General features: G+C 70.4%; 25 protein-coding genes. 11 read left to right on the forward strand and 14 right to left on the reverse strand.

Features of this window, described 5'->3' with window-relative positions:
* Nucleotide 1: 1 nt before the first annotated feature.
* The 10 genes from H504_RS0103575 to H504_RS0103620 all read right to left on the reverse strand — a co-directional run bounded on the left by H504_RS0103575 (nt 2) and on the right by H504_RS0103620 (nt 10,172).
* Nucleotides 2-484, reverse strand: coding sequence for a chemotaxis protein CheX (locus H504_RS0103575; RefSeq protein ID WP_245614059.1), 483 nt, complete (start codon nt 482-484; stop codon nt 2-4).
* Nucleotides 485-868 carry a response regulator gene (locus H504_RS0103580; RefSeq protein WP_035303198.1) on the reverse strand — a complete coding sequence of 128 codons (384 nt, stop codon included), beginning with the start codon at nt 866-868 and terminating at the stop codon, nt 485-487.
* Nucleotides 862-1,698, reverse strand: coding sequence for a CheR family methyltransferase (locus H504_RS0103585; protein ID WP_026421655.1), 837 nt, complete (start codon nt 1,696-1,698; stop codon nt 862-864). Before H504_RS0103585 ends, H504_RS0103580 begins: the two co-directional genes overlap by 7 nt.
* Entirely contained in the window at nt 1,695-2,777 is a 1,083-nt protein-coding gene (locus H504_RS0103590; RefSeq protein ID WP_026421656.1) for a protein-glutamate methylesterase/protein-glutamine glutaminase, read from the reverse strand. The genes H504_RS0103585 and H504_RS0103590 overlap by 4 nt, the downstream gene beginning before the upstream one ends.
* 289 nt (nt 2,778-3,066) lie before the next feature.
* On the reverse strand, nt 3,067-3,936 hold the full coding sequence (locus H504_RS43540) for a hypothetical protein (protein ID WP_026421657.1): 870 nt from the start codon (nt 3,934-3,936) through the stop codon (nt 3,067-3,069).
* 197 nt (nt 3,937-4,133) lie between these two features.
* A complete protein-coding gene (locus tag H504_RS0103600) occupies nt 4,134-5,786 on the reverse strand; it encodes a methyl-accepting chemotaxis protein (RefSeq protein ID WP_035303236.1) in 1,653 nt (550 codons plus the stop codon).
* Between the two features lie 164 nt (nt 5,787-5,950).
* Nucleotides 5,951-6,385 (reverse strand): chemotaxis protein CheW, encoded by a 435-nt coding sequence (locus H504_RS0103605; RefSeq protein WP_026421659.1) that lies wholly within the window; start codon nt 6,383-6,385, stop codon nt 5,951-5,953.
* On the reverse strand, nt 6,382-8,823 hold the full coding sequence (locus H504_RS0103610; RefSeq protein WP_245614060.1) for a chemotaxis protein CheW: 2,442 nt from the start codon (nt 8,821-8,823) through the stop codon (nt 6,382-6,384). Before H504_RS0103610 ends, H504_RS0103605 begins: the two co-directional genes overlap by 4 nt.
* Before the next feature lie 73 nt (nt 8,824-8,896).
* Nucleotides 8,897-9,403 (reverse strand): WxL domain-containing protein, encoded by a 507-nt coding sequence (locus tag H504_RS0103615; protein WP_157440177.1) that lies wholly within the window; start codon nt 9,401-9,403, stop codon nt 8,897-8,899.
* A 292-nt stretch (nt 9,404-9,695) separates the two neighbouring features.
* Entirely contained in the window at nt 9,696-10,172 is a 477-nt protein-coding gene (locus H504_RS0103620) for a L,D-transpeptidase (protein ID WP_051385447.1), read from the reverse strand.
* A 141-nt stretch (nt 10,173-10,313) separates the two neighbouring features.
* On the opposite strand from H504_RS0103620, the gene H504_RS0103625 reads away from it, so the two are divergent.
* Together H504_RS0103625 and H504_RS0103630 are read left to right on the forward strand one after the other, a co-directional pair.
* Nucleotides 10,314-10,499 (forward strand): hypothetical protein, encoded by a 186-nt coding sequence (locus tag H504_RS0103625; protein ID WP_026421663.1) that lies wholly within the window; start codon nt 10,314-10,316, stop codon nt 10,497-10,499.
* Between the two features lie 55 nt (nt 10,500-10,554).
* On the forward strand, nt 10,555-11,199 hold the full coding sequence (locus tag H504_RS0103630) for a hypothetical protein (RefSeq protein WP_026421664.1): 645 nt from the start codon (nt 10,555-10,557) through the stop codon (nt 11,197-11,199).
* On the opposite strand, the gene H504_RS0103635 is transcribed toward H504_RS0103630, so the two are convergent.
* Nucleotides 11,200-12,573 carry a substrate-binding domain-containing protein gene (locus H504_RS0103635; protein WP_026421665.1) on the reverse strand — a complete coding sequence of 458 codons (1,374 nt, stop codon included), beginning with the start codon at nt 12,571-12,573 and terminating at the stop codon, nt 11,200-11,202. It abuts the gene before it with no gap.
* Nucleotides 12,574-12,666: 93 nt separating this feature from the next.
* Here H504_RS0103635 and H504_RS38350 point away from each other — a divergent pair, with 93 nt between their 5' ends.
* The gene (locus tag H504_RS38350) at nt 12,667-13,899 is read left to right on the forward strand and encodes a pentapeptide repeat-containing protein (RefSeq protein ID WP_051385448.1); all 1,233 of its coding nucleotides are present in this window, start codon (nt 12,667-12,669) and stop codon (nt 13,897-13,899) included.
* On the opposite strand, the gene H504_RS33120 is transcribed toward H504_RS38350, so the two are convergent.
* Nucleotides 13,824-15,056, reverse strand: coding sequence for an FAD-dependent monooxygenase (locus H504_RS33120; protein WP_084467345.1), 1,233 nt, complete (start codon nt 15,054-15,056; stop codon nt 13,824-13,826). The genes H504_RS38350 and H504_RS33120 overlap by 76 nt on opposite strands.
* 74 nt (nt 15,057-15,130) lie before the next feature.
* On the opposite strand from H504_RS33120, the gene H504_RS0103650 reads away from it, so the two are divergent.
* From H504_RS0103650 to H504_RS0103665, 4 genes are read left to right on the forward strand one after another with little or no spacing between them, the layout of a single operon-like run.
* Complete coding sequence (locus tag H504_RS0103650) at nt 15,131-15,853, forward strand: TetR/AcrR family transcriptional regulator (RefSeq protein ID WP_026421666.1); 723 nt, start codon at nt 15,131-15,133, stop codon at nt 15,851-15,853.
* Nucleotides 15,854-15,900: 47 nt separating this feature from the next.
* Complete coding sequence (locus tag H504_RS0103655; RefSeq protein ID WP_026421667.1) at nt 15,901-16,788, forward strand: undecaprenyl-diphosphate phosphatase; 888 nt, start codon at nt 15,901-15,903, stop codon at nt 16,786-16,788.
* A gap of 31 nt (nt 16,789-16,819) precedes the next feature.
* On the forward strand, nt 16,820-18,082 hold the full coding sequence (locus H504_RS0103660) for a sensor histidine kinase (RefSeq protein WP_026421668.1): 1,263 nt from the start codon (nt 16,820-16,822) through the stop codon (nt 18,080-18,082).
* A gap of 25 nt (nt 18,083-18,107) precedes the next feature.
* The gene (locus H504_RS0103665) at nt 18,108-18,788 is read left to right on the forward strand and encodes a response regulator transcription factor (RefSeq protein WP_026421669.1); all 681 of its coding nucleotides are present in this window, start codon (nt 18,108-18,110) and stop codon (nt 18,786-18,788) included.
* A gap of 3 nt (nt 18,789-18,791) precedes the next feature.
* On the opposite strand, the gene H504_RS38355 is transcribed toward H504_RS0103665, so the two are convergent.
* Nucleotides 18,792-19,499: a class I SAM-dependent methyltransferase gene (locus tag H504_RS38355; protein WP_169735314.1), complete on the reverse strand. Its 708-nt coding sequence runs from the start codon at nt 19,497-19,499 to the stop codon at nt 18,792-18,794.
* 123 nt (nt 19,500-19,622) lie between these two features.
* Entirely contained in the window at nt 19,623-19,820 is a 198-nt protein-coding gene (locus tag H504_RS0103675; RefSeq protein WP_026421671.1) for a hypothetical protein, read from the reverse strand.
* 193 nt (nt 19,821-20,013) lie between these two features.
* Between H504_RS0103675 and H504_RS0103680 the strand changes: the two genes are divergently transcribed.
* The 4 genes from H504_RS0103680 (at nt 20,014) to H504_RS0103695 (ending at nt 23,223) form a co-directional block, all read left to right on the forward strand.
* Entirely contained in the window at nt 20,014-20,727 is a 714-nt protein-coding gene (locus tag H504_RS0103680; protein ID WP_035303200.1) for a GntR family transcriptional regulator, read from the forward strand.
* Between the two features lie 178 nt (nt 20,728-20,905).
* Nucleotides 20,906-21,874, forward strand: coding sequence for an ArsR/SmtB family transcription factor (locus H504_RS43545; protein ID WP_051385449.1), 969 nt, complete (start codon nt 20,906-20,908; stop codon nt 21,872-21,874).
* A 283-nt stretch (nt 21,875-22,157) separates the two neighbouring features.
* Nucleotides 22,158-22,670, forward strand: a complete 513-nt coding sequence (locus H504_RS0103690) for an RICIN domain-containing protein (protein WP_084467347.1) — start codon at nt 22,158-22,160, stop codon at nt 22,668-22,670.
* 142 nt (nt 22,671-22,812) lie between these two features.
* Nucleotides 22,813-23,223, forward strand: a complete 411-nt coding sequence (locus H504_RS0103695; RefSeq protein ID WP_026421674.1) for a DUF2871 domain-containing protein — start codon at nt 22,813-22,815, stop codon at nt 23,221-23,223.
* Nucleotides 23,224-23,372: the final 149 nt, after the last annotated feature.

A 23,372-nucleotide genomic window follows, 5' to 3' on the forward strand; every position in this document is an offset into this window, starting at 1 on the left:
CCTACACCCCCTGTGCGTTGTTGGAAGGACCACCACTGAGCAAGGTCACCACGTACGGCTCGTCACGCCAGCGCACAACGGTCCGGCAGACCTCGACGGTGCCGGGCCAGCGCTCGTGGCCGGTCGCCGAGACGCGCGGGAGGGAGAGCTGGGACGGGGACGGCAGCACGCTCTTGACGTTACCGCCCAGCACGTTCGCAAGCTCGCCGAGCGCGTCGCCGACGTCGTCGGTGGTCACCTCGTCCGGCTCCATCGCGAACAGCACCGACGCGACGTCGCGGGAAGCCTTGTGCGAACAGGACACGACCAGGTGACCCTCGTACGCGCCGACCATCGCGACGGACGCGGCGAGGTCGACCGGGGCACCGGTGTCCGGGGCGGCGAAGATGGTCTCTTCCTCGCCACCGTTGAGGAACGCCGACCACACCTGTTCGGCGATCATGTCGAGGTCAACCTCGACCGTCGTGGTCACGTCATTGGTCATTTAGGACACCCCCGCCGGGACGAGCCCGAGGAGGGCCAGCTTGTCGATGATGCCGTCTCGGGTGAACGGCTTGATCACGTACTCGTGCGCACCGGCGGCCAGCGCCCGGACGATCTGCCCGTGCTCGCTCTCGGTGGTAACCATCATCAGCGTCATCTGACGCATCTCGGAGATCTTGCGGACCTCGATGACGAACTCGAGGCCGGTCATCTCCGGCATGTTCCAGTCGACCAGCGCCAGGTCCGGAACCCGACCGGTGCTCTCAAGCACGTTGAGAGCCTCCCGACCGTTGCCCGCCTCCAGGACCTCGTAGTCGAGGTCGGCCAACAGGCCCCGGAGAATCTTGCGCATGGCCCGGGAATCGTCGATCACAATCCCTAGCACTGCGTCACCTCTTTCACCATTTGGCGGTCACGGGCAGGCGCCCGGTAGATGGCGGTCCGTCCGACGGCCACCCGCTCGAACACCGAGTCGATGCCCACAGTGGACTCTGCGGCACCCAGCAGCAACCAACCACCCGGGTTGAGCACCTGCCGGACGCGCTCGAGCACGGCGCGCTTGGTGTCGGGTTCGAAGTAGATGAGCACGTTGCGCAGGAACACCACGTCGAACTTGCTCATGGGCGGCAACGTCGTGCACAGGTTGATGCGCTGGAACGACAGGTTCTGCCGGATCCGCGGCACCGCCTCCCACTCGGCGCCCGCGCGCTGGAAGTAGGTCACCAGGTCGGTCGCGGGCAGGCCGCGGTTGATCTCGAGCTGGTTGAACCTCCCCGCGCGGGAACGGCGCAGCATCTCCTCGGACAGGTCGCTGCCCATGATCTGGTAGCCGCGCCCGGCGGGCAGCGCCTTCTCCATGGTGATCGCGATGCTGTAGGGCTCCTGGCCGCTCGAACACGCCGCCGACCAGATCCGCACCGGGCGGTTGTGGGCGGAGAGCACGTCGGGCAGGATGACGTCGGTCAACGCCGAGAACGGCTCGCGGTCGCGGAACCAGGACGTCTCGTTGATCGTGAGCGCCTCGACCACCTGCGTGCGCAGGGCCGCCGACCCGGTGCGCAGCGCGTTGGCCAGCGAACCCACCGTGTCGTGCCCGGTGGCCTTCGCCACGGGCTTGAGCCTGGACTCGACCAGGTATTCCTTACCGGGGCGCAGGACCATGCCGGCCTCTCGGAAGACGAGATCGGCCACGTAGCCGAACAGCGCCGGTGTCATTTCCACCGCGCCACCTCCTTTCCAGTTGCCGTCGCCGACGCGGGCAGGCGGGCGACGATGTTCTCCGCGATGAGGCCGAGCGGCAGCACCGCGTCGGCCAAGCCCGCGCTGACAACCGCACCAGGCATTCCCCAGACCACCGAGGTGGCCTGGTCCTGGGCCAGTACTCCGGCGCCGAGTCGCACGAGCTCCTCGGTGCCGCGTTTGCCGTCCTGGCCCATGCCGGTGAGCATGACCGCCAGCGACGCCGAACCGTAGACGCGCGCTCCGGAGCGGAACAGCACGTCGACAGCAGGTCTGCAGTGGTTTTCCATGGGGCCGTCGTGCAGCCGGACGCGGGGTCCGCCCGGACCCTTCGCGGCCTCCATGTGCCTGCCGCCCGGTGCGATGTAGACACTGCCGGGCAGCAGCGGTTCCCCGTCGCGCGCCTCGACCACCCGCAGGGCGGCCTCCTGGTCGATGCGACGGGCGAGCATGGTGGTGAACACCGGGGGCATGTGCTGGGCGACCAGCACCGGCACCGCGAGGGTGCCGGGCAGCTTGGTCAGCACCGTGCGCAGCGCTTCCGGTCCGCCGGTGGACGAGCCGATGAACACGGCCTGCACCGCCTTGCGCGGGCCCGACGGCGGCTTCTTCACCGAGTCCGGCGGGCGCGGCGGCGGCGCGGTGTACACCGGCTTGCCGCACAGGGCGTGGATGCGCGGCAGCAACTGCTCGCGCACCTCGGTGACGGCCTTGTTCACGCTGCCCGCGTTGGCGGGCTTGGTGACGTAGTCGGTGGCACCGGCGGCCAGCGCGGCCACCGTCGCCTCGGCGCCGTCGCTGGTCATCGTGGAGAACATGATGACCGGCAGCGTCGGGTTGGTCTTGCGGATCTCCCGCACCGTCTCGACCCCGTTGAGCACCGGCATCTCCACGTCCAGCGTGACGATGTCCGGCTTCAACTGGGCGATCTTGGCCAGCGCGATCCGCCCGTCCGGCGCGGTCCCGACGACGCGCACCTTCGGGTCCGCGGACAGCACATCAGTGACGAGACGGCGGATCACCACCGAGTCGTCCACCACCAGTACTGAGATCACGTGGGCCTCCAGGGTCGGCGGCGGGGGCACCTGCCTCCGCGACAACCCTGGGATCGGCCGCACCCGTCCGGTCCTGAGCCCTCGACTCGCCGATTTCTCATGACCCGCACAGCGTTCACAGCGTCCTCAGGGCAGTGGCGTCCGCTGTGGACTCCGCCCGATCGGGTCCCCTGTGGACCCGGCCAGTTCGAGCTTGCCCTGGAACAAACGACACGACCGGCTGAACCACGGGGGGTTCAGCCGGTCGGGGACCTCGGGAGTGCTACGACCAGTCGCTCACCGGTCGCCGCTAATCGGCGAGCACCAGCCAATCCGGGCCGAAAGCGGCCAGGCAGGGGACGAGGAGTTCCTGGGCGGACTCGGAGTCCACCAGGTCGCGCACCATCAGAGCCTGCACCGCGCCGGAGAGCACGTTCCACACCCCGCTGGCCCGGTCGTCGACCGACACTCCCGCCAGGTCGACCGCCCGGACCAGGAGTAACTGGGCGGTGGCGGCGGCCCGGACCCGACCGGAGACGTGCACCGCCCAGGCGGCCGAGTGCATCGCGGCCGACCAGTCGACCTGCTCGGCGCGCATCCGGTCGGCGGCCACGGCCAGCGCGCGGACCTCGGCGGGGTGCGCGGCGCGAACCCGGTCGAGCAGCCGGTGCACCAGGTCGTGGGTGGGGCCCAGGTCCAGGGCGGGCTCCGGCAGGTCGCGGCGGGCGGTGAGCCACGCCGAGGCGAGCACCCTGCGGTCGGTGTCGGTCAGCGACTCGCGCAGGTAGGTCGCGCAGATGGCGTCGGTGACCAGGGCGACCACGTCGTCCGGTGGTTCGGGCGCGGTGCCCGCCGGGAAGGTGTCGCGGTCGGGGACCAGGACGTCGGTGCGCACGCAGTGCAGCAGCCCGGCCAGCGAGCCGATCGGCGAGTGCTGCAGCAGGGTGACCGCGGACGGACCGGTGAGGTCGCGGACGCTGGTCTGTTCGGCGGCCGCCGCGAGCGCGTGCGAGCGGGCGAGGCCGAGGGCGGGGGTGTGGGAGGCGGCCCGGGAGGCGAGGACCTCGATGCCCGAGGTGGACTGGGCGAGCAGCGTCAGCAGAATCTCCGCCGTCGCAGGCCCGCCCGCCATCCGGGTGAGGTCGAAGCCCAACACGGGGGCGCTGACAAGGCTGTACACCCGAGTCAGTATGCACCCGCGATTACGCAAATAGCACTGGATCGGGTGAAATATTACACAGAGCGACGGCGCCGTCCCGGGGGGTGCGAGACGACGCCGCCTGGTCGAGTGGTGTTACACCGATCGGCGCAGCACAGAATGGTCGTTCCGGAGCAGCGGCCGTGATCACCGCGTGATCGTCGCCGATCGGTCGCGAATCAGGTCGCGAAGCGGTTGACCTGCTCCTGGAGCTGCGCGGAGAGCCGGGTGAGGGTCTGCATCGCCAGGTTCGACTCGCTGATGCTGGCGGTCGCGTTGTTCGCGCCGTCGGCGACCCCGGCGATGTTCGCTGCGATCTCGCTCACACCGGACGCGGCCTCGCCCACGTTCCGGTTCATCTCGGCGGTCGTGGCGGTCTGCTGCTCCACCGCGGAGGCGATGGTGAGCTGGAAGTCGTTGATCCGGGCGATGATCTCGGAGATCTCGTCGATGGCGTTCACCGCGTTGGCCGTGTCGGCCTGGATCATCTCGACCCGGCGCGAGATGTCCTCGGTCGCCTTCGCGGTCTCCTGCGCCAACTCCTTGACCTCGTTCGCGACCACGGCGAACCCCTTGCCCGCGTCGCCCGCCCGAGCGGCCTCGATGGTGGCGTTGAGGGCCAGCAGGTTGGTCTGCTCGGCGATCGAGGTGATGACCTTGACGACGTTGCCGATCTCCATCGACGACTCGCCCAGCTTCGCGACCGTGCCGTTGGTGGTCGCGGCGACCGACACGGCCTGCCCCGCCACGCCCGCGGCCTCGTTGGCCGACTGCGCGATCTCCTTGATCGACGCGGACATCTCGTCCGCGCCGGTCGCCACGGTCTGCACGTTGCGGGCGACCTGCTCGGCCGCGGCGGACACGACGCCTGCCTGCGCGGAGGTCTCACCGGTGCTGTCGCTGACCTTGCCCGCGATGGTGGCCATGTCGTGCGTCGCGCCCTCCAGCGAGCCGATGCCGGTCCGGATCGCGGCGACCGTGTCGTGCATGCTCTCGGTCGCGGTGTTCAGCGCCGCGGCCATCACGCCGATCTCGTCGGTGGAGCGGACCTCGACCTTGCGGGTCAGGTCCCCGTTGGCCACCGAGTCCAGCACGCTGGACACGCCGCGCACCGAGCGGACGATGCCGCGGATGATCAGCCAGCCGACCAGCAGCGCCAGCAGCAGGCCGACGCCGAGCACGATCAGCGAGGTCCACCGGGCGCTGTCGCTGGCGGAGGCGGCACCGGTCACCTCGACACCCACCGCGTTGAGCTCGGTGGTCTGCATCTCGACCAGGTCGACGCCCAGGTCGTCCAGGGCGGGACCGGCGATGTTGTTGTAGCGGGCGAGGGCCACCTCGGGCCTGCCCGCCTTGGCCGCCGGGAACACCTGGTTGGTGACCACGTCGGCGACCTTGTCCAGGTGGGTGATAGCGCGCTGCACGGTGGTGGGCGGGACGGCGCTGAAGTCGGGGTCCTTGGCGATGCCGTCCTGGAACTGGACCAGCGCGCCGCGCAGCACGCCGATGGCGGCCGTCGTGTCGCTGATCTCCTTGTCCACCCGCGCCAGGTCGGTGCTGATGAACGAGGACAGCAGGTGCTGGGTCGCGGTGATCGCCGCGCCGTTGAAGTTGCTGATCGCCCCGACGGCCGCGGCGTTCTTGCCCAGCCGGGCCGAGGTGTTGGCACCGTGGTCGGTCGCGATGATGCCCTGCATGCCGACGCCGACGGCGACGACGGCGGGCACCGCGATCGCGGCGAGGATCTTGGTGGCGAGCGAGCGGTTCGCCAAGAACCGGCCGAGGCCGCCGCGGCGGGTGCCGGGCGCGGCCTCGGGGGTGGTGTCGACCATCAGGTGGGTGCCCTTCGGTGGGGCCGTCGCTGGCGACGGCAGGCGCGGGTGGAGGGTGCTGCCCAATGGGGACCGATACCGGGACAACGGGCCGGGGCGAATCCACCGACCACCACCAAACGGGGCTCCGGGGGCCAGTGGCCCCGGAGCCCCGGGTGGGTGGGTCAGCCGGTCTCGCTGCCGCGGACGGCCGCGCGGGCGTCCAGCGCGAGCATCAGCCGCTTGGCCAGCGGGAACGCCGCGGTGATCAGCTCGCGGGCCGGACCGGACAGCGTGTCCGGGATCGGCTCGGCCGCGGTGTCCTCCAACTCGACCACGTCGCCGATGCGGTCGACCAGCAGGCTCACCGACTCGTCGTCGGTGCGGACGATGACGTTCATCGCCGGGCCGGTGCGCACCACGGCGGGCTCACCGAGGCGGACCCGCAGGTCCAGGGCCGCGATGACCTGGCCGCGCAGGTTGAACAGGCCGCCGACGTGGCCGGGGGCCAGCGGAACCGGCGTGTACTCGGAGAACGCGAGCACCTCCTGCACCTCGCCGACCTCCAGGCCGAACAACTGGTCGGCCACCTCGAAGGTGGCGTACCGGACGGTGCTCACGACGCCTCCACATAGCTGTAGTCACGGGTCTCGAAGTCCGGCAGTTGGAAGTCCGGGTCGGCGGCCATGATCGCCCGACGCATGTCGAGCAGCTCGGTGACCTTGTCGTCGATGACGGTGGAACCGGACAGGCCGTCACCGTCGGACGGGCCGTGCGGGGCGGTGTCGTCGACGATGTCGAGGATGCCGTCCACCGCGAGCGCCACCGAGTGGCCGCCCGAGGAGTACACGACCGCGGGCACGGTGTCCGAGGTCTCCTCCGACCACGAGCCGAGCAGACCGGAGAGCCGCAGCACGGGCAGGATCTGGCCGCGGTACTGCACGACCTCCCGGGAGCCGACCCGCTCCACGGCCTGCACCGGGAACTCCTCCAGGCGGGTGACCATGGACAGCGGGATGGCGACCCGGCGGTCGCTGACCCGGGTGACCAGCAGGCGGTCGCGGGTCTCGGCCTTGACCGCCTCGGCGGCCAGCGCGGCGGCCGCGGCGGCGGCGCGCTCGGCGTTGCCGAGGTGCGCGTTGCGGGCCAGCGCCAGCACGTCCAGGATCAGCGACACGCGGCCGTCACCCAGGATGGTGGCACCGGCGTAGCAGCCGACGTCCTTGAGGTGGCTGGCCAGCGGCTTGACCACGACCTCCTCGGTGGTCAGCACGCGGTCGACCACCAGGCCGAACTCGTGCCCCTCACCGTTGAGGACCGCGACGTAGATCGCCTCGCCGCGCTCCTCGGGGCGCTCGGGCGCGCCGCCAAGGGCCTCGTTGAGCCGGACCAGTGGCAGCAGTCGGCCGCGCAGGCGGCAGACCGGGGCGCCGGAGACGTACTCGATGCGCGCCGAGGTCTGCCCCTCGACCGAGACCAGCTCGCGGACCGACATCTGCGGCAGCACGTAGCGCTCGCCCGCGCTCTCCACGATCAGCGCCTGGACGATGGCCAGGGTGAGCGGGATGGTCAGCCGCCACGTGGTGCCCTTGCCGACCACCGAGCGCAGGTCGACCGCGCCGCCGATGGCCTCCAGGTTGGTGCGCACGACGTCCATGCCGACGCCGCGGCCGGACACGTTGCTGACCTTGGCCGCGGTGGAGAAGCCGGGCCGGAACACCAGGCGCAGCACCTCGTCCGGGTCCATCGCGGCGACCTGCTCTGCGGAGAGCAGCCCGCGCTTGACGGCGGTCGCGCCGATCAGCTTCGGGTCCACGCCCTTGCCGTCGTCGGCGACCTCGACCACGACGTGGCCGTGCTCGTGGTAGGCGCGCAGGGTCAGCGTGCCCTCGGGGTTCTTGCCCGCCTTGACCCGGTCCGCCGGGGACTCCAGGCCGTGGTCGACGGCGTTGCGGACCAGGTGGGTCAGCGGGTCCTTGACCGCCTCGAGCAGGCTGCGGTCCAGCTCGGTCTCGGCGCCCTCGAGCTCCAGCCGCACCTGGCGGCCGATGGAGTTGGACAGGTCGCGGACGACCCGGGGCAGCTTCGACCAGAGGTGGCTGATCGGCTGCATGCGGGTCTTCATGACCCCTTCCTGCAGCTCGCTGGTGATCAGGTTGAGCCGCTGGGCGGCCCGGCTGAGGGTGTGGTCGCCGGAGTGCTCGGTGGCCCGCACCATCTGGTTGCGGGTCAGCACGAGCTCGCCGACCAAGCGCATCAGCTTGTCCAGCAGGTCGACGTCGACCCGGACGGAGGTGTCGGCGACACCGCGGCGGCTGGCGGGCTCCTCGGTGGGCGCGGCGGCGGCCTCGGGGGCTCCCGGCTGCGCGACGGCGGCCGGGGCCTCGGCGACGGGCGCGTCCACAGCGGGGGCGTCCACGGCGGGCGCCTCGACGACCGGGGCGGGCGCGGGCGCCTCGGCGACCGGCTCGGCGGGCGCGGCGGAGTCGGCGGTGGGCACCGGGGCGGGCTCGCCGTTGATGCACGCCTCGACCTCCACGATCAGGTCGCGGATGTCCATCTCGCCCTCTTGGCCGTCGGCCTCGATCTGGGCGAGCAGCGCGCGCACCACGTCGACCACGCGCAGCAGCACGTCGGCGCCGCGGCGGTCGAGGATCTGGGCACCGTCGCGCAGCCGGGCGAGCAGCGACTCACCGACGTGCGTCACCTGCTCCAGCTTGGCGAACGCCAGGAACCCGCTGGTGCCCTTGATGGTGTGAATGGTGCGGAAAACACTGGCGAGTCGGTCGCGGGCCGTAGGGTCGCGCTCCAGCGCGACGAGGTCTTGGTCCAACTGGTCGAGGTTCTCGTAGCTCTCGACCAGGAATTCCTGGACCACATCATCGAAGTCTTCCACGCTCCACCACGCTTCCAGGTCCGGTGTCGACGCCTTCATCGGCGAGTCCGGCCAGCGCATGAGGTTTTGCGCACGGGGTTTCCGCGTGGCAGGCGGACCAGCCCCGATCGAGCGCATGCTGATGGCCAGGTTGGACTGTCCTTCGGCAACCGGGTCGAGCACTTCAGCGGGACCCCGGGAAAGCTCCGATCAGGTGGCCGATTTCGCCCCATCGGGCGACACCCGGCGCATCCCGCTAGATGACGGTCAGCGTCAGGGTCGCCGTGTAGGTGCCGGGGCTGGGGAGCAGCAGCCGGAAGTCGGCGGTGAGGCGCGCGGTGCCGCGACCGGCGTCCGGGTCGGCGGCGGCGAGCAGGCGGCTGCCGTCGAGACCGATGATGGCGCGGCCGGTGGTGAGGACCTGGACCGGCGAGTGGTCGACCACCAGCGGGGTCCAGGACATCGGGTTGCCGAGCACGGCACCGGTCGAGTTGGTGAAGGAGCTGATCTGGCCGGAGACGGTCCAGCCGGGGTCGCCCGCACGGGTGTCGACGACGGTCAGCGCCGGGAGGGTGCCTGCGGTGGCGTACCAGGTGCCCGCGAACCGGGCGTCCGGGAGGGCGTACGGGGTCTGGTCGACCGAGATGAGCAGGCCACCGTCGTCGACGGTGACCGCGAGGGTCTCGGTGGACGCCCACGCCGTGCCGCCGCTGCCCGCGAGGGCGAGGAGCACGAGCGCGACCACAACGGGCGCACGACGCATGGAGACCCCAGTTCTGACGAAGAATCGCCGCACAGTGGCAGGCGTCGGTGAACCGGGGGCAACCTGCGGCACAACAGCGGACGAACCAGTCGCTCGACCCAGAAGGTTGGCTGGGTATCGGCCTGTCCACGGCGTTCCTGGCAAGGCGCCGGAACGGCCTCGTACTGGACCGTACTTGGGCGTTTCGGCAACGCCGCCAGGGACGTCGTAGGCAGGTCGAGACCCTGTCAACCTTCTGGGTCGGGCCACTGAGTGGCCCGGACCTCCCTGCGGCGGTCCGGGCCACCCGGGCTCAGCGAACCACCTCGACGACATCCCCCGGGGCCAGCGTGCGGTAGAACGTCCGCGCGGCCTCGGGCGAGAGGTGGACGCAGCCGTGCGACTGCTGGGACAGGCTGCCCTGGTGGAACGCGACACCGGTGGTCGTGAAGAACACCGAGTACGGCATCGGCCCGTGGAAGGCCTTGCTGTAGTGGTCGATGTCCTTGTAGGTCACCTGGAAGCTCCCGGTCGGGGTGCGGTGACCGGCCTTGCCACTGGTGATCGGGACGGCGCCGTAGGTGACGGCGCCGTTGTCCATCAACCACGCGGAGTGCGCGCTGAGGGACACGCAGGCTCTCGCCGCCGCGCTGCACGGTGCCGCCGGTTGTGCCGGTGCCGCCGCCGCGGGTTGCGCCGTGAGCACACCCGCCACTCCCATGGCCACTGCCACACTCGTGACACCGACCGCCTTGCGCAGACCCGTCGCCGCCTCGCGTTGGGTCCCCATGCCGACCTCCCATCCGCCCGCGTGCGGGCTCGTGTTTGGTACTGCCTTGGGTAACCGGGTAGTACCCGGTTCCGTTGCGGCCCAACCGCCCACGATCCGGGAACCCGAGCGGGCGGGCGGCCGGAGCGGAAAAATCCCGGCATGGACCGGTTGCGCGCGCTGTTGACGAAGGCGGTGCTGGACCTGGGCGCTGTCCTCTACCCACACCCGGACTTCCTGCGGCCCCCGCCGCGGCCGCACCCGCCGTCGCCGGGGCACCCCGAGCTCATCGGGACGGCGCCGACCAGGGCCGAAAGGGCGGTTCTGCGCGCGTTGGCGGGTGAATAAGCGGACCTCGGGGTTATCTTTGATCGACCCACCGCGCGAGTCCCCGGAGGCGGTCATGGTCACGACCACCCAACTCAACCCAGTCCAAGACGGTCTGGTCCACTCCTACCTGTTCCTGCGCCGGGCGATCGGCTGCATCGGGCTGTGCCTGCCCGTGGCGCTGATCGTCGGCAACCTGGTCGTCGGCGACGGCCTGCGCGACTCGATCAGCGGCTACTACTACAGCGACGTGCGCAACGTGCTGGTCGGCGCGATGTGCGCGGTCGGGGTGTTCCTGTTCTCCTACCGGGGTTACGGCTGGGTCGACGACCTGGTGTCCGATCTGGCCGCCGTCGCCGCGATCGGGGTGGCGGTCTTCCCCGCCGCGCCCGCGAACCCGGTCGGCGACGACAAGGTCTACGGCGTCCTGCACCTGGTGTCGGCGGCCGTGTTCTTCCTGTCGCTGTCGTACTTCAGCCTGGTTCTGTTCCGCCGCAACGAGGGCGAGTACACACCGGAGAAGGCGGCCCGCAACCGGCTCTACCTGACCTGCGGCGTCGTGATGCTCGCCTGCCTGGCCGCGCTCGTGGTCTGCAACTGGCCCATGGCATCGGTCACGGCGGGATGGCGACCGGCACTGTGGCTGGAGACCACCGCGATCCTCGCCTTCGGCATCTCCTGGCTGACCAAGGGCGAAGCCATCCTCGGTGATTCACGTTAGTCAGCAACGGTTCCGCTCGTCGCAGGGCACGAACCCCGCGTCCCGGAGTTGGGTGCGGACGGCGTCGCCGGTCAGGTAAGCCAAAAACCTGCCCTCGGCGCTGTCCGCGTCCGGCTCACCGAAGCTGTAGACGGACAGCGGGCTCCAGAACGGGTAGCCGCCACCGCGCACGTTGGCGATGTCCGGACCGTTCCCGTCCAGGTTCAGGACGGTGAGCGTGCTGCCCTTGAGCGCGGGGAGGTCCGCGTAGCCGAGCGCGCCCACGGTGGCCTCGATGGCGTCGACCGTCGCGCTCGCGGTGTCGCGTTCGCACCGGATCACCGGGGCCGCGTTGTCGCGCGGCGACAGGCAGTCGTCGGAGGTGATGGCGGGCTCGGTGCCGTGCAAGACCTGCTTCTCGAACAACTCCCGGGTCGACGACTCCAGCCCGCGACCGACCAACCGGATGGGCACCTTCGCGCCGCCCAGTTGCGACCAGTCGGCGTACTTGCCCGCGTAGATGTCGCGGAGTTGGGTGCTGGTGAGACCGGTGATGCCGGTGTTCTTGTTGACCGCCAACCCGTAGATGACGGTGGCGAGTGGTCGCTCCACCAACGCCGGGAACGCCTTGTTCGACACCGGAACGACCGCCAGGTTCCCGTCGGCGCTGTCAGGATTGGGCGTGCCCAACCGGTTCAGTGTCTCGCGGGGTTGGGCACTTGACGTGATCACCACATGGTTGCCCGCGCAGCCCGTCGTGGCCACGTACTCCTTCACCACGCCGTCGAGCACGGGCGCGGCGATGCTGGACGCGAGGACCTTGACATCCCCCGTGGGGCAGGTGTTGTCGACCGAGCTGTTCCCGATCGCCAAGCCGAACAGCACGAGGAACACGACGAGCAGTCCGGTCAGCAGACCGGCGGCGGGTGATTTCTGCTTGCCGTGCAAGAACTTCCCCGCGCGGACGCGGCCGGAGGCGGTGACCGTGCGACCGGAACCGGACAGCAGCACCAGGAGTTTGAACCGCTCCCGGCGGTTGAGCGGTACCGGCGGTACGGCGAGGGTGTCCTGGCCCGCGTTGTCCGCCAGTTCAAGACCTCTGGACAACTCGGCCCGCAACCCGGGCGCGGCCTCGGCGATGTGCACGGCCTCGATCCGGCGGTCCGGGAAGGCGAACTCCACGCCCTCTTGGTCTTCCTGGTGCAGCGGCCGGGTGCCTTCGTTGGCGAGGCGGAGCAGGACCGTGCTGTGCTCGCTCGGGAGATCACCCACCATGACCGGCGCGTCCAAGTGCACCCGGTAAGTGAGCACCCGGCCGCGCCGCGACCACACCACGACCAGAGCGGCGACGGCCAGCAGCACACCGGCCCCACTCAGCGCGAGGTACCAGGTCACGTCGCCACGTCCACCAGCATCGGCCGGTCCTCCGCTCCCCAACTGTTCCGGCGGCATGCTAGCCCAGCGGCCGTGTGGCTACAGTTCCCCGTCATGGGGGTGTGGCGTCCGACGAACCGGCAGGCGGAAGGCCTGGTGCTGCTCGCCGTCGGCGGCGCCCTCCTGGTGGCGGCGAGCCTTGCTGTGAGCGGGGTGTTGCGCTGGTCCGATGTGCTGCGGTGGTTGCGGAGTTGGGGGCCGTTAGCCGGGCTGGCGCTGGTGGCATTCGTCTGTGTTGTCGTGGGCGCGCGAGCCGTGCGGGGTGGTCGTGGTGGGCCGCGTGCGGTGCAACCGATCCGGTGGTGGGTGTTCGCGGCCGCGGCGGTGTTGGTGGTCGGGATGACGTGGGCGGGTGTGAGCGGATTCCTGACCCTGGTACCGCCCACCGACCCGGTTGCCCGCCTGGAGGCCGTGAAGACCGGTCTGGCGGTCGGTGGCGGTGCCGTCGCCGGGATGGCGCTGCTGTTCACCGCGCGGAAGCAGTGGTTGAGCGAGCGGACGCAGGTGCACACCGAGACCGACGCGACCGAGCGCCGGGTCGCGGACCTGCTGCACAACGCGGTCGAGCAGTTCGGCACCGACAAGGACACGCTCGTCCGGCTGGGTGGTTTGTCCGCGCTGGAACTGTTGGGGCAGGAGCACCCCGACATGCGGCAGATCGTGGTCAACCTGGTGTGCGAGTCGCTGGTGTTGGGGCACCCGCACGTGCAGGTCAGCCGGGCGGCGCAGCGGCTGCTGACCACGCACCTGCGCCGGACGAGCGACCAGCACTGGACCGGCATCGACCTCAACCTCACCGGCGCGCACCTGGTCGACTTCGACCTGAGCGACTGCGTGGTCCGCACCGCGGTCTTCACCAACGCGCACTTCACCGGCGCCGCAACCTTCCGCGGCGCCCAATTCACCGAGGTCGCCGTGTTCCGGGACGCGCGGTTCACGGCAGTGGTCACCTTCAGCGGGGCGACATTCGCCGGGAACGCCGAGTTCACGGGAACCAGGTTCGACGCGGAGGTGACGTTCGACAGCGCCGGGTTCGGTGGCGTGACCAGCTTCCACCGGGCCAACTTCGCCGGAGTAGCCATCTTCGCGTCGACCGATTTCCGCGGCAGCACGAGTTTCGCGGAATCGACCGGGGACGCGACGCCGAACTTCTTCCGGGTGCGGTGCGCCACGGCGGTCAACTTCCGGGACGCCCGGCTCGGCGCCCTCGGTCAGTCCGAACTGGACTCACTGGTGGCCGCCCAACGGGCGGTCGTCGAGCCGCGGCGGTCGTTCTGGGGCTGGTAGTCCGGCAGGTCGGCGGTGGCCATGGTCGCGGTGCCTGCGACCAGCATCCGGCGGACGAAAGCGGTGCTGAACAGGGTGTTGCGCAGCCACAGTCCGGAGGCGGTGGCCGGGGCGAGGAACTTACCGGGGTTGGCGCCGCGCTGCCAGCGGGTCGTGTAGGGCCGCATTCTGTCCTCATAGGACTTCAAGGCCGCCGGATTCCCGTTCGCCCTGGCGAGTTCGCCTGCGAGGACGTAGGCGCCGACGAGGCCCGTGCCGACGCCCATGCCGCCGAGCGTGACACCCCAGGCCGCGTCACCGAGGAGCGCCACGCGGCCGGTTGACCAGTGCGGGACGCGAACGCGGCTGATCGAGTCGAAGTAGAGGTCGTCGGCGGCGCGCAGACCGTCGAGCAGCTTAGGGACGTGCCAACCCATGCCGGTCAGGGCCTTGGTGATCAGGGCCTTGTGCCGGTCGGTGTCGAACCAGTCGTGGTCGACGCGGGGCGCGGCGAATACGACGAGAGCGCCCGCCTTGGTTTCGTCGTCGCGGTCAGCGGAAACGCTCGCCATCCGGCCAGGTTGGTTGTACTGCAACGGCGTGGTGTCGACGCCGGGGTTGGGGAGGTCCCAGCCCGCGATGTAGTAGTCGAGGTGGCGGACGTAGTCGGTCTCCGGGCCGTGCGTGAGGACGCGCACGCCGGAGTGCAGGCCATCCGCGCCGATGACGAAGTCGAAGGTCCTCGGGGCGGCGTGGGCGAACTCGACGGCGACGCTGTCCGGCGCGTTGACCAGGCCGGTGACGCGGTCGCGGAACAGGTACTCCACGCGCGGGGCGGACCGCTCGTAGAGGACGCGGGACAGGTCGCGACGGCGCACCTCCAGGTCTCCCCCGGCGAACTCCGCGGGCAGCGTGAAGATCTCCCGGCCGTCGGCGGTCACGCAGGTCATCGCGCCGCCGCGGGTCCGCAGCGCGGTCAACTCGTCGAGCACGCCCATCCCGCGGAGCACGCCCAGGTGCGTCGACCCCCGGAAGTCGACGGCGAATCCGCTGGTCCGGAGCGTTTTCGCGATCTCGACCACGGTGACGGTCGCGCCGTGCTCGGCCAGCCACCACGCCACCGCCGGGCCCGCGACCCCCGCGCCCGACACCAGTACCCGCACACCTTCGAGTGACATCGCCCCTCCAGTCCAAAACTGTATCCGATGGAAACAGTATATGCTGGATACAGTCCCCGCGCGCAAGGAGCGACATGCCCGACGCCCACGACCTGCTGTGGGGTCACCGCCCGACCCCGACCCGCGGCCCCCGCCGCACCCTCACCGTCGAGCACATCGCGACCACGGCCATCACCATCGCCGACGCGGACGGTCTGCCCGCCACCACCATGCAGCGCGTCGCCGAACGGCTCGACGTCACCAAGATGGCCCTCTACCGCTACGTCCCCGGCAAGGACGAACTGGTCGCCCTGATGATCGACACCGCGCTCGGCGAGCCACCGGACGGGCCGCCCGCGCCGTGGCGGGCCGCCCTGCGCTCCTGGTCCGACGCGCTGTTCACCCGGTTCGCCGCCCACCCGTGGGCGCTGGCCGCCACCATCGGCCCCCGCCCGATCGGCCCGCACGAACTGACCTGGCTGGAACGGGCGCTGGCCGCACTGGCCGACACCGCGCTGACCGGCTCCGAGGCCATGGACACCGTCGCCACCCTGGTCGGCCACGTCCGCGGCATCGCCCAGCAGATGGCCGCCCAGCACACCGAGGCGGCCCTGCAGCACTCGTTCGCCACCCTGGTCGAGGGTCGCGCGGACCGCTTCCCCGCCATCGTCCGCGCCCTGTCCTCTTCGTCCTCTTCGGACAACCAGGACTCGGACAACCAAGGCTCGGACAACCAGGGTGGCGCCCTGGCGTTCGGCCTGGACCGCGTGCTCGACGGGGTGGAACTGTTCCTGCGGGTGAAGGCAAACCCGAGTTAACCCGCGGCTTGCCGGTCCCTGGCCGCCCGCGCCCTACAGTGCCCGTTGTGAGCCAGTTGAGCTATTTCGAAGCGATCGTGGTGGGGGCGTTCCAAGGGGTCACCGAGCTGTTCCCGGTGTCCAGCCTGGGGCACAGCGTGATCATCCCGGCGGTGGTCGGCGGGCAGTGGGCGCGCGACCTCTCCGTGTCCGCGCCGGAGTCGCCGTACCTGGCCTTCATCGTGGGGTTGCACGTGGCGACGGCGGCCGCGCTGCTGGTGTTCTTCTGGCGGGACTGGGTGCGGATCGTGGGCGGGCTGGTGTCCTCGGTGCGGTACCGGCGGCTGGAGACCGGCGACGAGCGGCTGGCGTGGTTGATCATCGCCGGGACGATCCCGGTGGGCGTTTTCGGCCTGCTGCTGGAACACCTGTTCCGCACGACCCTGGGGAAACCGATCCCGGCGGCGGCGTTCCTGGTCGCGAACGGCGTGGTGTTGCTGGTCGGGGAACGGCTGCGCAGGCGTACCGAGGTCACTGAGAATGCCGAGGCCACCGAGGACGAGGACGCGCGGCTGGGCCGGATGAGCTTCAAGGACGGCGTGTTCATCGGCTCGGCCCAGGTTCTCGCGCTGCTGCCGGGGATCAGCCGCTCGGGCCTCACCATGGTGGCCGGACTGGTGCGCGGACTGTCGCACGAGGACGCGGCGCGGTTCTCCTTCCTGTTGTCCACCCCGGTGATCCTCGCGGCCGGGGTGCTGAAGGTGCCCGACCTGTTCGGACCGCTGGGCGCCGGGATCGGCGGGCAGGTGGTCGCGGGGAGCGTCGCGTCGTTCATCAGCGCGTACCTCGCGGTGCGGTTCCTGACCCGGTACTTCCACACCCGGACGCTGACGCCGTTCGCGATCTACTGCGTCACCGCAGGCGCAGCCGCGCTGGTGTGGCTGTCGGTGGCGTGATCCACCAGACTGACCGCGGCGGGGAGGTGGCATGAGGCGGCGGATCGTGGGGTTGGCGCTGGCGGCGGCCGTCCTGGCGATCACCCTGTTCGGCTTACCGCTGGCGGCGGGCGTGGCCAAGTACAACCTGCACGACGAGCGCGCCGAGCTGGAGCGGATCGCGGCCAGGGCGGCGCTCGCGGTGGCGACCGACCCGCGCGCCCAGGTGGGGTCGGAGCTACACGTCGGCGAGCCCACCACCAGCATCGCCGTCTACGCCCCTACCGGCCAACTCCGCTACGGCACCGGCCCGTCCACCGCCGACAAGGCCGTGCGGCGGGCCTCGGGCGGCGACGTCGCCGACGACACCACCACCGCCGAGGTCGTCGTCGCGGTCCCGGTGCAGGCCCCGGACGGGTCGCTGACCGCGGTGGTGCGGGCGTCGACACCGCTGAGCGAGGTCACGCTGCGGACCGGGCTGATGTGGCTGGCCATGGTCGGGCTCGGCGTGCTGGCGCTGGTGCTGACCTGGCTGATCGCCCGGCGGATGGCGCGCAGGCTGGCCCGGCCGCTGGAGGAGCTGACCGGCGCGGCGCAGGTCCTCGGCGACGGCGACTTCACCGTCCGCACGGCGCGGACCGGGATCGCCGAGATCGACTCGGTCGGCGCGTCGCTGGACTCGACCGCGCGCAGGCTCGGCGAGACGCTGGACCGGGAGCGGGCGTTCTCCGCGCACGCCTCGCACCAGTTGCGCACGCCGCTGGCCGGGCTGCGGCTGCAGTTGGAGTCGGCGCTCGTGTCGCCGGACGCCGACCCGCACGCGGCGATCCGGGCGGGCATCGAGTCGGCCGACCGGCTGGAACGCATCGTCGAGGACCTGCTGGCGCTGGCCCGCGACGACGCCGACGCGCGCACGTCCCTGGTCGACCTGGACGCGCTGCTGGCCGACGTGCTGGCGAGCTGGAGCGGTCACCTGCCCGGCAGGCGCCTGGTGGTCGACGGGTCCGGCGCGCCGCGGCCACGGGCGTCGGCGGCCGCGGTCCGGCAGATCCTGAACGTGCTGCTGGACAACGCCGCCACGCACGGGGTCGGCACGGTCACCGTCACCGCGCGCGACGCGGGCGAGGCGCTGGCCGTCGACGTGACCGACGAGGGCGGCGTCGAGGCGGACCTGGACCCGTTCCACCACCGCACCGATGGTCACGGCATCGGTCTGGCGCTGGCCCGCAGCCTCGCCGAGGCCGAGGGCGGGCGGCTGGTGCTGGCGTCGCGGCACCCGACCGGCTTCACCCTGCTGCTGCCCGCCGATGGCTGAGGACGGGCCGGATACCCTCGACCCCATGTTCCGCGTGCTGCTGGTCGAGGACGACCGGGCGATCGGGCAGGCCCTGGAGTCCAGCCTCCGCCTCACCGGCTACGACGTCCGCTGGTCGCGCACCGGCGCGGCGGCGCTGGCCGAGCCCGGACCGTTCGACCTGGTGCTGCTCGACCTCGGCCTGCCGGACGTGGACGGCCTGGACGTGTGCAGGCGGCTGCGCGCGGCCATGCCGCCGTGCGTGCTGGTGATCCTGACCGCCCGCCAGGACGAGATGGACGTCGTCGTCGGCTTGGAGGCGGGCGCCGACGACTACCTGACCAAACCGGTGCGGCTGGGCGAGCTGCTGGCCAGGGTCCGCGCCCACCTCCGCCGGGGCCCGGCCGGTCAGCCGACCCGGCCGGTGATCACGGTCGGACCGCTGCGGGTCGACACGGCCGGGCGCCGGGTGAGCGTCGACGGTCAGGAAATCCCGTTGCGCACCAAGGAGTTCGACCTGCTGGCACGCTTGGCCGAGCAGGCAGGCGCCGCGGTCAGCCGGGACACCCTGATGACCGACGTGTGGGACGCGCACTGGTACGGCTCGACGAAGACGCTGGACGTGCACATCGCCGCCCTCCGCCGCAAACTCGCCGACGGCTCGGGCGGCCAGGCACCGGGGATCTCCACGTTGCGCGGCCACGGCTACCGGCTGGACCTGCCGTGACGATCAGCCGGTGATCCGCAGGAAGTCCTGGGTGCAGGTGAAGGTGAACCCGCCAAGGGGATCGGCGAACTCGCGGCGCACATAGGTGACCAGGTCGTCCCCGGTCGGCGGGTGGTCCACAGTGGACAGTGGAACGGTGTTCAGCACGAACTGCGCGATCAACACCGCGTCCGCCTCGCTCTCGGTGTGCACGACGGCCCGCACCGTGTCCAGGCCGCCCGCCCGGAGATCGGCCAGGTCGTAGGCGACCCCGGTGAAATGCCGCACCAACCGCATGCAGTCACTCGCCGGATTCTGCAACACGACAACCAACTCGCCGCCATCGGCCAACCACCCCCGCATGACATCGACCACGGACCCCCAGGCCGACCGCGGCACGTAATAGAGGACGTGCGCGCACAACACGAAATCCGCGGGCTCGGAGAGTGCGGCCCGGTCCACCGTCGCCGAGATCACCTCAGCCTCCGGCACCGCCGCCCGCAACGCCGGATGCAGGTGCGCACTCGGCTCCACAGCGAACGTCCGCCCAAACCGCCCGGCGAACTCCGCGGTCGTCCCACCCTCCCCCGCCCCCACGTCAACGAACACCCGCCGCCACCGAAGCCGGTCGACAACCCCGCTGAGATACCGGTGCGCCACACCCTTCTGATCGGTATGCGCGAGAAACGTCTCGAACGCCCGCCGGTAATCGTCACTGAGCGGATCGAGCACGGGCACGACCATGAAGACCCTCCGGTAAAACACCCGGCCACATTGCCGCACCAACGCTATCCGCCACCGCACCCCCAGCCCGCCACAACCGCCCAATCGAGTGACACGGACGGATATGCCTGTCTAGGCGGCGTCGAGTTGAGCGAGGGCGGCTTGGGCGAGTTGGACGAAGCGGGTGAGGCAGGCGCGGTCGAAGCCGAATTCGAACGCCTCGGCGGTGGGGCCGACGAGGAAGTCGACTTGGTCGGCGTCGGGGTGGACGGTGGTGAGGATCTTGCAGTTGTCGCGGATGGCGACCATGGTGATGACCTTGAACGACATGTGACCGGCCTTGATGAGTCGGGGGCTTGGCGAGCGCGGACGGGCTTGAGCTACGTTCACGTAGACCAAGCAAGCCGGTGAGCTGCTTTGAAGTGACTCAAGAGCAGTGTGAACTACACATCCTAGTGATGCAAGGCCAACTTGGGCTACCCTGGCAGAAGTCGACGACAAGCCACGGGACGTGAGAGACAACATGGTGGGATACACGGACATAGCGGCTCACTTCCGCAGCCGGATCGAGTCGGGGGAGCTGGCTCCCGGTCAGCGACTGCCGACCCTGCGGGAAGTCATGGCCGAGTTCGAGGTCGCCCAGCAGACCGCGAGCCGGGCCTACAAGGTGCTCAAGGCCGAGGGGTTGACCAAGGCCACCACGGGCGCCGGGACCGTAGTCGCCGATCCCGCGAGCGCCATCGGTGCCAGGGTGCGGGGTTGGGCCGCCACCGGGCGCGCGCTGTCCGCGGGCGAGTCTTCCGAGATCACCGAGATTGGCACGGTCAGCGCCGATGAGGCTGTCGCGATCCGGCTTGAATTGGCACCGGGCAGTCCCGTCTTCGTCCGCCGTCGGGTCGTCAGCCGTGACGGGGCGCCCACGCACCTGACGAGTTCCTACTACCCCGCCGAGGTCATCGAGGCGACTCCGGAGTTGGGGGTGCCGACCTCCACCGGCGGTTCGCGGGAATTGGCCGCGGAGCGGCTGGGCTCGGCGCAGGACCGGGTTCTCGAGGAAGTCACGTCCCGGCTGGCCACCGATGAGGAGAAGATCCAGCTCGGTCTGACCGGTTCGGGGGCGACGGTCGTCACGCAGGTCACCCGCACCGTTTGGTTGGTGGACGGCAGGATCGTCGAAGTCGCGGTGAAGGTGTGTCCGGGTGCGACAGTTCTCCGGTGGTCGACCCCGTTGGGCTGATAGGCCACCGTTCTCCACTGGTTCGAGGCGGGCGTCCTGCGGGCGCTCGCCTGCGCGCCGTACCCGTGCACTCCGGTAGGTGGGGTGCGGAACTGCCGGTTGTTGGTCGAGTTCGGTTGAAAACCGGACAATCGGGAGTACGCGGGCGGGGTGCTCGCCGGGGTTGGGGGTTCTGGGGATGTTGCGGGTGCGGTTGAGCGCGGATGACCTCGCGACGGTGCGGGTGTTGCCGACGATTGGGCCGTTCGCGGAGACGGTGGCGAGTGTGCAGGTGTTGCGGGATCGGGGGGTGGGGCCGGTGTTGGGGGCGTGGCGGCGGCAGGTGTTGGCCGAAGGGGGTGCGTCGCTGCGGGGGTTGGGGTTGGTGGTGCCGGGGCGGGAGCCGGGGCTTGACCTGGTGCGGTTGGCGGGGCCGACCGTGTGCCTGTACGAGGGGATCGAGCGGGTGCTGGCGGCGCCCAGCGACGTGGGCGCGGCGGGGTTCGCGAGGTCGGCGTGGGTTCGGGAGTTGCCGAGCGGGGTGGCGACGCGGTCGAGGTTGTTGGAGCACCTGGCCCGGTACTACTTCGCCGCGCTCGCGCCGGTGTGGGATCGGGTTCAGGCGCGGATGGACGCGGAGCGGGCGTTGTCGGCGGAGGCGCTGGTCGAGGGCGGGGTGGGGGCGTTGCTGTCCAGCCTGCACCCGGACATCGGCTGGTCGGCGCCGTGGTTGCGGATCGCGGGGGTGCCGGGTGGGGAAGTGCGGTTGAACGGACGCGGATTGCTGGTGGCGCCGTCGCTGTTCTTGCGCAGACCGAGCTGGTTGATGTGCGACTGCGAGGGCAAACCCGGTGTGTTGATCTACCCAGCGCGGTTGGACGACGTGGACCCGACCGCGATCCTGCCGGGCGCGCGACCACCAGACACGGCGGACAAGGGACTCGGGGCCTTGCTCGGCGCGACACGGGCCAGGCTGCTCACAGCGATCGGCGACGGATTGACCGTGCCCGCCGCGCTGGCCCGGACAGCGTCGGTGTCCACCGCCGCCGTCAGCCAACACGCCCGGGTACTGCGCGAAGCCGGACTGGTGGTGACCAGCAAACACCCCGGCGGCGTGCGACACACCATCACGCAGCGCGGACTTTCCCTGCTGGGGCGCGGCCAGTAGCTCGACCCAGGGGTTGGCCCGGGTACCGGCCACTCCACGGCGTTCCTGACAAGGCGCCGGAGTGCTACTCACACTGGACATCGGCAACGCGGCCAAGGACGCCGTGGGCAGATCGAGACCCGGCCAGCCCACCCGGTCGAGTCGCCAGTAGTTCGACCCGGGTCGACCAGGGGTGTTAAGCCAGGGCTATACGTGGTCGCGGCGACCACCGAGTTGCCGTCAAGATCTTCCTCGGCGGCCGGGAAAACGTTGGGCCGCAAGTGAAACTGGGGAAGGAACCGATATGAGATCCATGCGTGCGCTCGGGGTCATGCTCGCCCTCGTGGCACTCAGTCTGCTCGGCGGCATCACCACGGCCAACGCGGCTCCGACGGGGGCGTCGCTGGTGGCGAGCGGGCCGTTCACCTATGCGAATGTCAACAGTGGTCTGTGTGTGGAGACGCCTGGCTGGAGCACCACGCCTGCCACGCCCCTGCAGCAGTGGAACTGCAACGGGTCGACCGCGCAGTTGTGGTCCCACGACAACAAGCCCGGTGCGGTGACCTTCCGCAGCGCGGTGGCGGGCAGCAACCTGTGCATCGACGGCATCGCGGGCCGTGGTGGGCACGTCTGGCTCTTCACCTGCGACGGCAGCTCCGAGCAGTGGTGGCAGGACGTCGTCGTGAGCCCCGGCAAGCACTCGTTCCGCAACGAGCGCACCGGCGTTTGCTGGGACCTGGCGAACTGGTCCACCACTCCGGGCGAGCAGGTCACCCTGTGGGACTGCAACGGCAGCACGGCGCAGCAGTTCGTCTGATCGAACACCTGCCCGGGTGGAATCGGACCAGCGTCCGGTTCCACCCGGGCACCGCTGACAGATCCTCAGCAGTGATGCGCCATCATGAGCCGTCCGGTATGGACAAGTCGGATGAGTCGGCGGAGGGGACGGGGTAGGCGACATGCGCAAGATCTTCATCGCGGCGGCGGTGTACATGGGGCTCGGATTGGTGAGCGGGCTGTACTACCGCGAACTCACCAAGGCGAACAATTTCACCGGGGACACCCAGTTGGCTGTCGTGCACACGCACCTGCTGGCACTCGGCATGCTGTTCTTCCTGATCGTACTCGGGCTGGCGAAACAGTTCGACCTGACCTCAAGCCGATTGTTCGGCTGGTTCTTCTGGATTTACAACGCCGGTTTGGTCGTCACCATCGGGATGATGACGGTGCACGGCACGATGACGGTTCTCGGGCACGAGTCGAATGCGGCCATCGCCGGGATCGCCGGGTTGGGGCACATCCTGCTGACCGTCGCCCTGGTGCTGTTGTTCGTCGTCCTCGGCAGGCGGGTCACCGACCGGAAAGCCTGACCACGGTCCACCAAGTGCGCCCGCCGACCCCGGTCGGCGGGCTTCGGCGTGCCCGCGCCGGGGGAACGGCGCCCGGCATTCGGACGCAGCCGGCCGGAATACGACACCACACATATTCCCGCCCATTGTAATTTTACCGTCAATTATTA

It is taken from the genome of Actinokineospora inagensis DSM 44258 (genome assembly GCF_000482865.1).
In the GTDB taxonomy this organism is placed as follows: domain Bacteria; phylum Actinomycetota; class Actinomycetes; order Mycobacteriales; family Pseudonocardiaceae; genus Actinokineospora; species Actinokineospora inagensis.

Bases quoted from the DNA above. Each gene is read 5' to 3' on its own strand.
- H504_RS0103575 (WP_245614059.1), bottom strand. From the start codon at position 484: ATGACCAATGACGTGACCACGACGGTCGAGGTTGACCTCGACATGATC.
- H504_RS0103585 (WP_026421655.1), bottom strand. From the start codon at position 1,698: ATGACACCGGCGCTGTTCGGCTACGTGGCCGATCTCGTCTTCCGAGAG.
- H504_RS0103600 (WP_035303236.1), bottom strand. From the start codon at position 5,786: ATGGTCGACACCACCCCCGAGGCCGCGCCCGGCACCCGCCGCGGCGGC.
- H504_RS0103615 (WP_157440177.1), bottom strand. From the start codon at position 9,403: ATGCGTCGTGCGCCCGTTGTGGTCGCGCTCGTGCTCCTCGCCCTCGCG.
- H504_RS0103620 (WP_051385447.1), bottom strand. From the start codon at position 10,172: ATGGGGACCCAACGCGAGGCGGCGACGGGTCTGCGCAAGGCGGTCGGT.
- H504_RS0103625 (WP_026421663.1), top strand. From the start codon at position 10,314: ATGGACCGGTTGCGCGCGCTGTTGACGAAGGCGGTGCTGGACCTGGGC.
- H504_RS0103630 (WP_026421664.1), top strand. From the start codon at position 10,555: ATGGTCACGACCACCCAACTCAACCCAGTCCAAGACGGTCTGGTCCAC.
- H504_RS38350 (WP_051385448.1), top strand. From the start codon at position 12,667: ATGGGGGTGTGGCGTCCGACGAACCGGCAGGCGGAAGGCCTGGTGCTG.
- H504_RS33120 (WP_084467345.1), bottom strand. From the start codon at position 15,056: ATGTCACTCGAAGGTGTGCGGGTACTGGTGTCGGGCGCGGGGGTCGCG.
- H504_RS0103650 (WP_026421666.1), top strand. From the start codon at position 15,131: ATGCCCGACGCCCACGACCTGCTGTGGGGTCACCGCCCGACCCCGACC.
- H504_RS0103660 (WP_026421668.1), top strand. From the start codon at position 16,820: ATGAGGCGGCGGATCGTGGGGTTGGCGCTGGCGGCGGCCGTCCTGGCG.
- H504_RS0103665 (WP_026421669.1), top strand. From the start codon at position 18,108: ATGTTCCGCGTGCTGCTGGTCGAGGACGACCGGGCGATCGGGCAGGCC.
- H504_RS0103675 (WP_026421671.1), bottom strand. From the start codon at position 19,820: ATGTCGTTCAAGGTCATCACCATGGTCGCCATCCGCGACAACTGCAAG.
- H504_RS0103680 (WP_035303200.1), top strand. From the start codon at position 20,014: ATGGTGGGATACACGGACATAGCGGCTCACTTCCGCAGCCGGATCGAG.
- H504_RS43545 (WP_051385449.1), top strand. From the start codon at position 20,906: ATGTTGCGGGTGCGGTTGAGCGCGGATGACCTCGCGACGGTGCGGGTG.
- H504_RS0103690 (WP_084467347.1), top strand. From the start codon at position 22,158: ATGAGATCCATGCGTGCGCTCGGGGTCATGCTCGCCCTCGTGGCACTC.
- H504_RS0103695 (WP_026421674.1), top strand. From the start codon at position 22,813: ATGCGCAAGATCTTCATCGCGGCGGCGGTGTACATGGGGCTCGGATTG.